The sequence below is a fragment of the Virgibacillus oceani genome (assembly GCF_014638995.1).
Classification (GTDB): Bacteria; Bacillota; Bacilli; order Bacillales; family Amphibacillaceae; genus Virgibacillus_E; species Virgibacillus_E oceani.
In genome coordinates this window covers 64,208-77,188 of sequence record NZ_BMFR01000008.1, presented here as the reverse complement: position 1 = coordinate 77,188, position 12,981 = coordinate 64,208, and the positions used below count along the sequence as shown (strand labels likewise).

At 33.9% G+C, this 12,981-nt stretch carries 13 protein-coding genes; all 13 read right to left on the bottom strand.

Annotated features, from left to right (window positions below; all coding sequences use genetic code 11):
• Positions 1–620 precede the first annotated feature (620 nt).
• Positions 621–2,675 carry a sigma-70 family RNA polymerase sigma factor gene (locus IEV74_RS11145; RefSeq protein WP_188455469.1) on the bottom strand — a complete coding sequence of 685 codons (2,055 nt, stop codon included), beginning with the start codon at positions 2,673–2,675 and terminating at the stop codon, positions 621–623.
• Positions 2,676–3,183: 508 nt separating this feature from the next.
• On the bottom strand, positions 3,184–3,840 hold the full coding sequence (locus IEV74_RS11140; protein ID WP_506016884.1) for a KwaA family protein: 657 nt from the start codon (positions 3,838–3,840) through the stop codon (positions 3,184–3,186).
• Positions 3,841–3,910: 70 nt separating this feature from the next.
• Positions 3,911–4,888, bottom strand: a complete 978-nt coding sequence (locus IEV74_RS11135; protein ID WP_188455467.1) for a Kiwa anti-phage protein KwaB-like domain-containing protein — start codon at positions 4,886–4,888, stop codon at positions 3,911–3,913.
• A gap of 215 nt (positions 4,889–5,103) precedes the next feature.
• A complete protein-coding gene (locus tag IEV74_RS11130; protein WP_188455466.1) occupies positions 5,104–5,415 on the bottom strand; it encodes a hypothetical protein in 312 nt (103 codons plus the stop codon).
• A 293-nt stretch (positions 5,416–5,708) separates the two neighbouring features.
• A complete protein-coding gene (locus IEV74_RS11125; protein ID WP_188455465.1) occupies positions 5,709–6,002 on the bottom strand; it encodes a hypothetical protein in 294 nt (97 codons plus the stop codon).
• Between the two features lie 16 nt (positions 6,003–6,018).
• Positions 6,019–7,707, bottom strand: a complete 1,689-nt coding sequence (locus IEV74_RS11120; protein WP_188455464.1) for a recombinase family protein — start codon at positions 7,705–7,707, stop codon at positions 6,019–6,021.
• Positions 7,679–8,005 carry a hypothetical protein gene (locus IEV74_RS11115; RefSeq protein WP_188455463.1) on the bottom strand — a complete coding sequence of 109 codons (327 nt, stop codon included), beginning with the start codon at positions 8,003–8,005 and terminating at the stop codon, positions 7,679–7,681. The genes IEV74_RS11120 and IEV74_RS11115 overlap by 29 nt, the downstream gene beginning before the upstream one ends.
• A 262-nt stretch (positions 8,006–8,267) precedes the next feature.
• A complete protein-coding gene (locus IEV74_RS11110) occupies positions 8,268–9,947 on the bottom strand; it encodes a DNA primase family protein (RefSeq protein ID WP_188455462.1) in 1,680 nt (559 codons plus the stop codon).
• A 55-nt stretch (positions 9,948–10,002) separates the two neighbouring features.
• Complete coding sequence (locus tag IEV74_RS11105; RefSeq protein WP_188455461.1) at positions 10,003–10,599, bottom strand: hypothetical protein; 597 nt, start codon at positions 10,597–10,599, stop codon at positions 10,003–10,005.
• A complete protein-coding gene (locus tag IEV74_RS11100) occupies positions 10,599–11,108 on the bottom strand; it encodes a hypothetical protein (protein ID WP_229683138.1) in 510 nt (169 codons plus the stop codon). The genes IEV74_RS11105 and IEV74_RS11100 overlap by 1 nt, the downstream gene beginning before the upstream one ends.
• A gap of 134 nt (positions 11,109–11,242) precedes the next feature.
• Complete coding sequence (locus tag IEV74_RS11095; RefSeq protein ID WP_188455459.1) at positions 11,243–11,974, bottom strand: hypothetical protein; 732 nt, start codon at positions 11,972–11,974, stop codon at positions 11,243–11,245.
• Between the two features lie 147 nt (positions 11,975–12,121).
• Positions 12,122–12,439, bottom strand: coding sequence for a hypothetical protein (locus tag IEV74_RS11090; protein ID WP_188455458.1), 318 nt, complete (start codon positions 12,437–12,439; stop codon positions 12,122–12,124).
• A 12-nt stretch (positions 12,440–12,451) separates the two neighbouring features.
• A complete protein-coding gene (gene radC / locus IEV74_RS11085; protein WP_188455457.1) occupies positions 12,452–12,898 on the bottom strand; it encodes a RadC family protein in 447 nt (148 codons plus the stop codon).
• Between the last annotated feature and the right edge of the window lie 83 nt (positions 12,899–12,981).

Below are 12,981 nucleotides of genomic sequence, written 5' to 3'. Positions count from 1 at the left end.
CACTCTCAACTTACTCAAGATTATTTGCTACAGGCATCCCAGGTGAATTTGCTATGGCAGGTACAATTCCAGCTGATTTTATGCAATTCTTTGGAACAGCCCTTAAGTTAGCACAACTATTACGTATTCATACATGGAGCCTACGGGAAAAAGATTATCTATAGCATTATCAGAATACCTTGATTTATTTAAAGAAGATTTTTAACTTTTATCTAATCTGTAAAAAGCTCGATAAGAATCCAGAAGCATTTATTGACGCGGTTATATCCAAACCCGTTTAACTTCAAAAATCGAGTAGTATCGAATGCACCCTGCATATACAGGGTTTGTTACAATTGTTTTAATAGCATTTAATCAACGATACGATTTATTTGTATCAAATTTGAACGAGTAATAATAAAAAATCCCCCGAATGATGATTCAAGGGATTTTTCGTATGTTGATAAAGCGAATTTATAAAACTATGAAAAAATAGATTTACATATGCGAATAAGTCTTCCTTTATGCCGCTAATATCTTGTTGTAAACAAAAGATACAACTATAATTTGATTACCTTTAATGTGATAATATTGCCCCTACAAATAGTTAGCTTTTGAAACTTAGAGAATTTAATTTCCCTTTATTCCAACGAAAAACTCACAACATCATCCATATATTTCGTTGTACTATATCCATGAATAACCAGTGTTTTAGGAATCACTTTTTCTGCATTGTCATTGTTTAACGACATCCTTAGAACAGTATCGAAATATCGGGGCTGCTCAATCTCTTCATATGTTATAGGGTTAACATCCATATCCTGTTCAACCCCATTTTTATCAACAAGTACCCCTTGAGAATCTATTGCCATCGAATTCACTCCGTTCTTATTCTCATCCAAAATATTTAAGTTGAGCGACTCAAATGCTCGATTCTTAATTTCGTAATTACTTATGACTACCTTGGAGGGTTTTCCGATTTCCACCTTATCAATAGAGATTTTACTTCCTGCATATTCAAAGGTTTGAGGATATTCTTGAGAAGCATCCAGTTCAATTCTTTTTTGGTCTTCAACCATTAGGTGGACAGAATCGAATTGAGCGTTTACCTCTTTTGGCTTTTCTCCAAAAATCGGGTCGAAGTGTGTTTGAAAAGTGGTCCAACCCATATTTCCTTCTAAAAAGATTCCGCCATACATATCAGCTTTCACTTTTTTATCATTCACTTCTAGCGTGTTAAAATTAAGATTGTTTATCTGCTTCTCTGTCTGTTTATTATTAATCGCATATTGCAGAATCGTTGCTGTTGGAGCAAAAATTAGTTTATCAAATCGTACCGGAATCCCCTCGACTTCTATTTCTTCATGCAATACATATTCTTTAGATGGCTGTTTGGTTACAGGGATCTCAAAGTTCCACTCTCCTGTTTCCTTTTCCGTCTCCCCATAAGCCCATAAACTATTCCGTTCAGGGGAATCATGAATCAATTTCCGAAGCTGAGTAATTTTAAGTTTGATAGTACCTTTATCCTTTATGAGTGGCTGCATACTAATCTTCCCATGATACACGTTCCTATCTTTTTGGTTTAAATCCGATTCAAGATCAGGAGGATAGTACTTTGGATATGCTTCATTATTCATGATTTCATATCCGTTCTCTACAAAAAAACCATCGTCAAAACTTATAACATATTGATTTTCTTCGTTTGTATCTTCTATTTCATAAAAGACAAGCGTCTGTATATCATCAGCAATCACGCTCTTAATTCTAATTTTTACCCCATTGCTTTCAGCTTCCAGGTTCAGCCTTTCACCCAGGTCCTCTTGCAGAAACGCACGCAATTCCTGATCATCTACTGTCCATGTATAGTAGAGGTTGGTAAACGCCCCCGTAAAAAAGCCTAAACCCATTAATAATACGAAAACACTTGCAAAACCTATCCCCATTCTTTTACGTTTCCTGTTCTTCTGTTGTCTGTGTTTTTCCTGGTCTGCCAGCCTAGCTCTGACGTTCTCCATAAAACCGGATGGCACACGTAACTCTTCTATCCTTTCCGGCAGATTTAGCATTGTATCCTGAAAGGCAGCCAAATCCTTTCGACAGTTTAGACAATGATAAATATGGATCTCGAAATCAATATTTTTTGACCGATCCAGTGTTCCTTCCAAGTAATCGATGTAATATGTATGATATTCTTTACAGCCATTAAAGGACGACCCATCATCCATCCCTTTTCTAAGTGACTGGATTCCAAAAAACAAATGCTCTTTCAACTCATCTACTGAAACTTGGAGAAGATGTGCCACTTCCTCATGAGAGAGTCCATTTATATAGGTAAGGACCACCGCTTCTTTCTCAATCTCTTTCAAATGATCAAGTGCTTGAAATAATTCCGTTTGTTCACTTTCCTCAAAAGCTTGTAAACTTCTATTTTTAGAAAGCTCCCGGCAGGTATGTATAAAAGTGGAGGTAACCATCGTTTTGATTGATGTTTCTTTATTAAATCGCGGCAACTCCTTATGGACCTTTATTATAGACTGGTAAAATAGCTCTTCCATTTGCTGTTGATTCCCGAGATAAGACCAACCAAGAAAATAGAGCGACTGCATATGTTGATCGAACCAATCGACGATGGATTTCATGCCATTTTCTCTTATTGTCGTGATTGAAATGGGATCCATTTCTGCTGGGATCATAAATGTGTCTCCTCCTTTTACATTCCTCTGTAAACTTGCCCAATTTTCTGTTTATTTATAAAAGTATATACGTATAGTCTGGATATCCTGTTACTGCCATACGTTCACACCCTATTATCCTACTTTCATTATAACAAAATGTGGATTTTAAATGGATACATGGACACAAAGTAGAATATTTATTTTAGGTTGTAGTGTTTTGTTTTATATTTTTTCCTGTCCTTAGCAGTTGTAAAGTAAAACTTGACAACTGCGTCTTCTTCTAATTCCTTCTCTGCAAAGATATTTGCACTCATGTGCTCCTTCATTATATAGGTGGGGTGGTCAAGTTATGTGCTATATGGTTCAAATTCGTGGCAGAGTTGGGTCAAAAAGAGGGCACAACTGGTTCAATCGGATGGCTGTAATCACTTATTTTAACTAATTAATTGGTCAAATATACTTTTTCTAATCTCAATTTCCACTCTTTGTTTTACCACTACTTGCGATACGGTTCTCCGTGGTAAATCTAAATGAGGTTTTTTATAAAAGAAAGGATAAAAGTAATAATCTTTAATACATAACCATTAAACTCTTCGTTCCACAAAGCTAGAAGTACTAAAAAACTTGTTAAAAATATAACAAGCTTTCTATATGAAAGGACATTTTGGGGTTTCATTACATACATTAATGCTCCGGGAGATAATTTTCTCATGAATACAGTTGAATTTAACGGTACATCTTTTCCTTTGTCTGAAACTATAATTAAACTTTCACCCTTAGTCCCCTTTGCAACGTTAATATCATAGAATAAGCTTAATACTGGATTAATGTGATAAAGGTTATTGTGCATATAAAGATTCCCTATAACTAAAAACAGTACTAAAAATGCAAAGATAGTTGGAATATTTAAATCGCCTTCACTATTAAAAATATTTGAATTAAATGAAATGAAAGGAATTATATATGTTACTATATAATTTAAAGCTTCACTGCTCCTATTATTAATTCTCTCTAGTTTAACTGGAATATTAGGACTTGCCTTTAACGGATTATCTAAATACCATTTTAATGTCAAAATTGTGATTGCCATTAACCCCCAGATAGTTATACATAGTGTAAGGTTATTAATATTCATTAGGAACAAAATCATAAAAAGGGGCAAATAGGAACTTAGAAAAAGCATATACCTAAAAACTCTATTTAAAATAAATTCAACTTTATTTCCCATGATATATCCTTTCTAACCACAAAAATTAACCAATGTTTATCCTTTGGTTAGCAAAAATCCTGGTTTCACTTACCAATGTTTCTGCTGCCTCGTCATTGATAACCCTTATTATTTGGTCTACTGACTTATGACTATTTTCTTCATCAATTTTAATAGTTCTCTTTTCAGTATCTAGACTAAAATATAAACCGTCTACCACCGTTTCTTTGACTTTCTTAAAAGTATCAAAGGTGACATGGTCAAACTTGCTTTCGGTACTTATTGTGAAAAGTTTCTTTTTAAAGTTCTTATTCGTACTACAATGAGATTCTAAAACATTAAAGTTATCTATTAAACCGCTCCCATTAATACTTCCTAAGATTGCTGTTGAATGGTTCTCAATATGTTCTTCGTACTTAAATAACCGTTCAAAATAAAATCCATGTGTTACAAAAATTTCATCATTAATACTAAAAGCACAACATTTTTCGTTCAATTCTAAGTGTGATACCTCAATTTTTTGAAGTAGGTCTCCATCTTCATTTCCGAAGCTATAAAGACTCTTTTTAGGCTTATAAAAGTTAGCTTTTGAGAGTGTTGAGAATACTAGTACATGAAATTCTTCTGCTGTAGTATTATTTGTAACAATTACATCAATTACGTATCCTTTCATAGATTTTGAAGACTCTTCAAAAATGCTTTTTGTCAGTCCTACAGAGTTATCATTAACAATAAGATGCTCAATATCTTGAAAATTTGGAACATCATCTTTCTTCAAAAATGAGACGCTCTCATTACCATCTGGAGATGTGTTATCGTGATACGGAAATAACTGAGCATCAGTAGCATTTTCAAGATTTCTTCTAATGATAGCTCTTAAATCTTCGTGAGTAGACATATTCAGCTTATATAATTTAAAAGGTTCTTCTTCATCTGAAAGTAAAAATGCTGACAATCCATTAATAGAATAGTTAGCAGTACTATTTACAAATATATCTTGTAATACCTCAAAATTAGTTTGCATACAATAGCCCCATTCAAATAGTTTATTAATTTAAATATATGGCTATTTTATCAGATAAATCAATATTTTTCCTACTTTAAAACTAATAATTTTCCATTTTTGTTACTCAATGACTCTATATTTTAAGCTTATCATCCTAAGAATATATTTTTAATTCTCATTTACTATAAATTCTTCCATGCATCGCTTTTACTTATATTAGGAAAAATGAACTTTTATTTAAAAAAGTAATGTAATTGGATATCCTCTACTTGATAAATTCCTATTCTCATACAAGCATTTGACTCTAACTGAATTAATTCGGTGAATTCAAGCTCTGGAGTGTCTTTCAAAATTCGTTCTAACTCACTAATTTCCTCAATTATTATCATTGATTGATAAGTTTCAAGCTGAAAGTCTTCTTTCGCTTCACCATTACCTAAATAATCATATAAATGATGAAATTCTTGACTTATATACTCAAAACAATCATTGGGTAATTGACCTATAATATTTTTTATATCCTTAATAGAATGAATCTTCTTCATCTACTACAACTCCAACGTGACCTCTGAAGTCTTTCAAACGAATAACAAACCATAACACCTACAACTGTTCCCATCAAAAAGTATCGCATTATTATTCCTCCCTAATAATTATTAAACTCACTTCTAATACCTTCTCGAATCAAGATATAAATAGAAACACCAAATGTAACACCTGCTTTGAACAAATCAATTGAAATCATTTTTCCACCTCCCTTTAAGCCTCAACTCATATAAACTGCAACTAAATAAGTTCCAGATTAAATCAAGAATTATTTGGTTATTTAAGCTTGTCTTCACTTATAAAAACTTATAGGCTTTACTGGTTCACCATTCTTTAACAGGCTAATCCCAAGGTTTGTTACACCCTTTTTATCTTGCAGTAAACAGACAACATGATTTAGACCTCCATCATAGAAGAATAGCCAACATGTAATAGGCTCATTAATCTCTTGAGGTAATAAAGCCTTAATATTTACGTTTTGGATTTCTTTGGCGGATAATAATCTTACATCCGCTTTCCAGTCTTCATGTTCCAAATGCGGATGATGTTCCTGCATATAATTCCTAAAAACTTTAATAACACTCATATGTTTTCGCTCCTTTTTATAAATCAATGAGAATAGAAAAAGGAGGAGCAAATTCATCTGTAATAGACGAATTTGCTCCTCTGTTAAAGGTGAAGTGTTTTGCCACTTCTTTATTTAGTTGTATTTGTATAGATTCAATTTTTCGTTCTTTCCCAATGGTGATTTGATTAATAAGCAGATGCATCAGGCGTTTTCTTTGTTCCCTTGATAGCGACTCCTTATAAGCACTTGTGAAGTTCTGCATGACTTGTTTAACCATGGTAAAGTCTATATTTGGAGTGCCACCTTGCCCCATTTGAGATTCTATAGGATATAGACGTTCTTCTAACCTTGTTTTTTCCTCATTTAAGGCTGTCAATCGCTGTGCCAAGTCTGTTTTGGGTATCAAATCTTCTTCATATAACCCCAGCACTTTTTCTTTCTTTTTAAGGTTAGCTTCAATAGCCTTCTTCAATGTCTCATATTCATGTTCTAAAGGTGAAGATTTATTGGCATTTCTATTATTAATCTGGTCAACTAACTGTTTAATCAATGTTTCATTCGTAGCTATCGAAGATAACTTCTCTACTACATATTTATCTGCATAATCTGTCCTCACACCATTCGAATGACAAACTGTTGACCCTTTATTCTTCCAAGCACCACAAACATAATATTCCAATACTCTTTTCGTTCCATCTTTTAGTTTATTGGTTGTACGACCTATAACCATCCCTGAGCCGCATTCAGGACACTTCATAATACCTGTAAGTGGAAACTCGCCACTGTGTATGCGATTTGGTTTCCTGCTTCTGCTCGCCATGATAGTCTTAGCTTGTTCCCACACCTCTTTTGAAATGATAGGCTCATGCTGTCCTTTTTCGATGACAGGATTAGGATTAATATTGTTTCTCCTTTTTTCACTCCAATCTCTTCTTACATTGTAGCGAATATAGCCTGCATAAAGAGGATTACTTAAAATAGTTTTTACTCCATTGATAGAAAAGTCTTTATCTTTCTTGGTACGATGTCCTTCCTTGTTAAGCTTATTAGCAATCGATTTATAACCATGCCCTTGAACATATAAATCAAATATCTTTTTAACAGTTTGGGCTTCTGTCTGATTAACAACTAATGATGAAAATTTTCTTTTCCGACTCTCACCTGGTACGCTGACTACATCATAGCCAAGTACACGTCCACCATTCCAGGAGCCTTCCTTTGCACGGGCAAGCATTCCCATTTTTACATTTTGAGCAATATTGTCTCTTTCAAATTCAGCTATAACTGCTAACATTCGAAATTGCATTTTGCCTGCAGGTGTTTCTGTCTCATATCGTTCTGTAAAAGAACGAAATACAATATTCTTACTCTCTAATTCTTCAACAATATTAAGTAAATCTTTTGTTTTTCTGGAGAAGCGATTTACCTTCCACACAACTACCACTTCAAAATCTTTACTTTTCGCATCATGTAATAGCTGTTGTAAGGCAGGTCTTCCTTTGATATTTTTACCACTTTTGCCTCGGTCAATATATTCTTTATGTACGGCATAACCTTCACGTTCGCACATTTCTCTTAATACTCTAACCTGCTCGTCAATACTATAGCCTTCCTCAGCCTGTTCTAAAGTAGAGACCCTAGCATAAATAGCGGCTTTTTTACTGGCACTTGTACCAATTGTGCCTGCAAATTCATTAAGAAGCATTTCTGTTTGTACTGCCATTCCATTCACCTCCTTTCAAAATCTGCTCTTTACCAATAATTAATTTTGCCAAGTTAGATAATGGCATATCTCGTTTCGTTGCCAAATGTTCATCCTTTAATAGTTTCTTTAGTACAGGACGTTCTGATGGACGTATCTTGGAACTAGGTTCACGATATATCTTGTTTATTGGATAGCCATTTCGTTCATATAAGCATTTCAACAAGTATACGTCTCTATATAGATATCGACCTTGTGGTTGTTCTATCGCTGTATTTCTTGTATAAATTACAATTCGAAGTTCATTAGAGTTATTCATAATTAATTTTCTCCTTGTGTATTTTTCTCTAAATAAGTTGTAACCATTTCAGCTAAGATATCTACTATACTTTCATAGTCATAAATGTTTCTATTCTTTTTCTCCATACGAATATTCTCCTCATCCAGATAATAATATATATTTAAATTCTTAATAGGTAGCAAGGGGGAGAGGGTGGTATGTTAGAGTAAAACTTTTCTCAGTTCCGATACTCATTTTCATCTTCCGCTCATTTTTACTTTTGCCACTCCCCCTAGACCCCCTAAAATGGAATAATGTTTTCGTTTAATCTTGAGTTTTGTTCTTCAAAATCTTGTAGTTTCAATCCGTCAAAGTAAATAGTCCCTTTTACTTTCTTTTTATTAATAGCCACACCTTCATTATTAAGAATGATTTTAAAGTATCTCCAGAAGACCTGACGAGACCTCGTTCCTTTATCATCAATTCCTTGGATTTCCAACCATCGAATATACATATTGAAAAAAGCTGACTGTTTGGTACGACTATCATCTTGTATGGCTACATATTCATCGAAAAACTCTTGAACTGGATTTTGCTCGTTATAATAGGATTCTTGCAACGACTCAATTGCTTTTGAGGAACTAAACTGATAATTATTTTTCCTTAAGCGTTTTAAGCCTTCGATAGCCCAATTTAATATGCCAGGTAGTTCCTTCAATAACTCATTCTTAAGATTCACATCTCGCTCTTCTTTTTTGAAAGTACGAGGAAATGGGATAATAATAATTTTTCTAAAATAACCCTCCGTCACATCGGAAGAATCAGGAAGGTTATTTACTAGGAATACTTGTCTACAAAATGGTCGATAAGTGATAGCTGGTCGATATTTAATATTAATTGTGATACTATCTCCACTTACAATCGCCTTAAAGTTTTCTGTTTTCAATGCCTTACCGCCCATCTCATTTTCAGCAGATATATTCAATGCTTTACCTATCATACTTTCCAAACCAAATTGGTCATTGAATTTTGATAGCGGTACACTGCTAACATTCTGTGGCCCTACTAGTTCAGTAATAATCGAGGCTAAAACACTTTTTCCATTTGCACCACTACCATAATAATAGACTGCCTTTTCAGCTTTCGTTTCACTTGTTAGCCAATATCCAATTAGTTCCTGATGAACAGAGACTAATCCTGCGTCGGTACATGTAATATCATCTAGAAAAGAAAGGAACTTTGGCGCAGTTGCTTTTGCATCATAATGAATTGGAATCTGAACAGTTGATAGATACTTTGGTGAATGTTCAAGTAAGGTATAGGTACTCAAATCAAGCATACCGTTCTCGACATTCAGATAGTTTCGATGTACATTCATCTCTTCGACTGTATTAGCTTCTCGTTGGAGAGCTTTATAAATTTCAACCTCATAAGTACTTTTCCAACTGTTCCACTTTCCTTCATGCATCACGCTACGAATAAGCTTTCCCAGATGTACTTCTGAAAGTTCTTCATAAACACCTTTATAATTGTAAAGAAACAACCTTCCGTCTTCTGTGGAGCGTATATGACATCTCTGCAGAAAGTGTCTAGCAAACACGTTAGCATTGAAACTATATCGATTCTTTTTTTCATCATATAAAAAGCCTCTTTCTTCTGCTTTTCCAACTTTCAGCACCAGTCTTAATTCTTCAATTAATTTCTCAGGAACCATGGAATCATTGGTAATATTGGCAGAATCATATAATACGTTTATTTCAGAGTCTCGAACATTGGGTGCATGTTTCACTAATGCAGTAAAAAAAGCATACTCTTCCCCTACAGCTACGATATGAACCGCAGTCATTAATATTGATAGCTTTCTATCATCCTTTATTTCGTGGAGTAGTGTAGATAATGTTCCTGTTCCTTCTAACAGTCTGACTCTCTTAATAGGGCTATACAACAAATATTTTTCTGTCTGTTGTTCGTTTACTTTCATTTTTCTTCTCCCTTTTACAAGGTAACAAGAGAATTCCCTGTCACCTTGTATTCAATTAATTAAACAAATTAACACTTTCAACTTTTATTCGTTCATATATACTTCCTCTTGCTGTCTGATGATGATAAATACGACCAACACCGCAACAACCCACTAATCCATCAAAAGAAATTGTTTCCTCATCGAAAAGCGGAGCGAAGTTATTAACAAACTGCATAAGAGGTGACTCATAATGATAAGAAAACGAGAATGAAATAGTAATTTGAGTCGGTGTATCATCTTCAGATTTTCCTATTGAGAAATGAAATAGAACTAAGCCATTAGCTCCAAACTTACTTTTAAAATTTTTCTTATATGTCACATTGTTAATTCGAAAAAAATAGTTACCCTCTGGTAGCTTCGGTTTTCGTATTAGTCTAGCCTGACCGCCCGTAAATGAAATGAGTGGTAACTCAGTTATTGACATTTCATTTTCATTAGAGATTCCTTGTAATGAAATTGTTTCATGTAGATGAGCTTTTGGAAACTCATCTACATTCCTATCCACTTGGGAGGAAGATACTTCTTCCAAGTGTTTAGCATCTTTTTTCCTTGATTCAATAAATTCTTGTTCACCTTTCAAAACTGGACGCTTCACTTTTTTCAAAGCCATTATGCTACCTCCTCATAAATCATCTGCGTGTTTAAACTTATTACTTCGATTGACTCACCATCATAAGCACCAAAACATTTCGAATTAAATTCAGGGAAAAAGTTGATAAGGTCGTTGCATACGGATTTTACTGAGCCATCTGGGTCATCAATGAAGGAACCACTTTGGATTGTTATTCCTTTAATTCGTGACTTGTTCAAGAACTCAGCAAGTTCTAGTTGCAACCCTGCATATTGACCTCGGGTCATAACCATTTGATAGCCTTTTGGATAAAAATCAATATCAAACGAATGATTACCTATGAAGATTCGATTGGCTCGCACCTCTAAGGTTGAGAGTTGACTAATTAATCGATTTAATAATCGATATATACCCTCAATTGGTGTGCCATCTGGTATAGGTACTGTAGCTGCCAAACGATATATGGAATTCACACCGTCATAATGGTCTTTTCTAACTTCTGTTAATGCAGAGTTAGCAATTTGATAGTTACTTTTTTTGTGAATCATAAACATTACCTCCGTAGTTGTTTTGTTTGTTTACGATTCTAATTTTATTGGGTGATTGAAAAATACTCACGGAAATGTTTATGGGGAAATCCAACCAAAAAAAATCCTTGACATAACAAAAACCTTCTGAATCATTACAATTCAGAAGGTTTTTGTCGTTTTTTTTCTATTAGAACTCGTATTTCTTGTTGGATTGGGGGAGGTAGTTCTAAAAAATCTGCCATAGTGTACATTGTTTTCTCATTTAAATCAGGATGAGAGTTCATTATTTCAAGAAAACACTCTTCGAATAACAATTGCTCTTCGACTTGTAGTCTGTACATAGAACTTACCATTCTTATGTCATTCATATATTTTTCCTGGAATTCCAACTTTGATGCAAGACTATTCAGGTCATCAAACAGCGAAAAATCATTTTTGACAATCCTCATTACTTCATCAAGATTTTTTTCACTTGCAATGTAATAATTATCACTAAGTTGGTCTTCTAGCCATTTTTCAAATAGTTCTTTGTCTTGGTCTATCAATTTTTTATGTTCAGCTTCAGCCACAATTTTAATTAAAGATTTTAAAGCTTTATTGTCTTTTTTCTCCTCTAAAGCTTGACCATTAATCATCTTTCTATTTAATTTTAAGGCATCATTATTTTCAGGGTTGTCCAATAGATTTTTAATTAACAAAACGTAATCGTCTAACTGGTCTATCGGAGCTTCAAACGTTCTACGAGATTGTCCCAACATTTCTTGTACACCTTTTATATGTCTTTCAATTCTTTTTCTATTGGTTTCAAAAGTACCAGAATTAGTATCACTATTTCCATAAACTTCTTTCGTTAGGTCTGTTACGTTAAATGTTTTTTTCGACATGCTAAAGTCCTACCTCTCTTGAGTCATCTAAGAAGATTCGGTAAGTCATTACCGAGACTTGATAACAATTATTTTACACGATTCCTTTAGTTAATCTCCACTAAGTCATAATATCTAGATACGAGTATTTTTCTAAATTTGTTATTTTTACTTCTCCTTAGTTCCAAGCAATATTTCTTCATAAACCTTCATACCGTCTTTAAGACAAACTAAAAAGAGTGGTTGGTTTGTATCAGCATCAGATGCCACACAAACCAACCACTCATGTTCATTAGTATTATAAACACAAAAGTGTACCAACACCATTTCAGGACTAATACCAATCAATTCTGTTGAAACAAGATTCTTATCAAGTTCTTCTTTGTACAAAAGGACTGATTCTTCTCCTACCTGTTTTTCGTCAATATCTATATCGAATTCCAAAGACATAAAGGTTGCAAAGTGTTCGGCTTTGTAATAACACATTATTTTCCCCCCTTAGATATAACCTTTTTCTTTTAACGATGTATATTTGCCATCTCCAATAATCAAATGGTCAAGAAGCTCAATCCCCATCAGTTTTCCGGCTTCAACGAGCCTTTCAGTAACTTCTATATCTTCTCTCGATTCTTGTACATCACCTGACGGGTGGTTATGTGCCACTATAATACTTGCAGCTGATGATAGAATTGCCGTTTTCATAATTTCACGTGGACTAACAAGACTCGCATTTAAACTTCCGATATGACAGATATTAATTGATACAGGCTGATTTTTAGTATCCAATGTTGTTACAATGAAATGCTCACGGTCTTTGTCTTCTAAGAATTGCTTCACTAAGTCATAACCGTCTTCAGGTGAGCCGACGCTTCTCTTCTTATAAAGTAAACTAGATTCTTTTACTAACTTAACGGTTACAATATTCACTCTTTTTGCAGATTTCATTTATTTAACCTCCTATATAAAAAACCCCGAAGTATTAACATACTTCGGGGTCGATATAATCTAAATTTTAGGTTGCTTTTTTG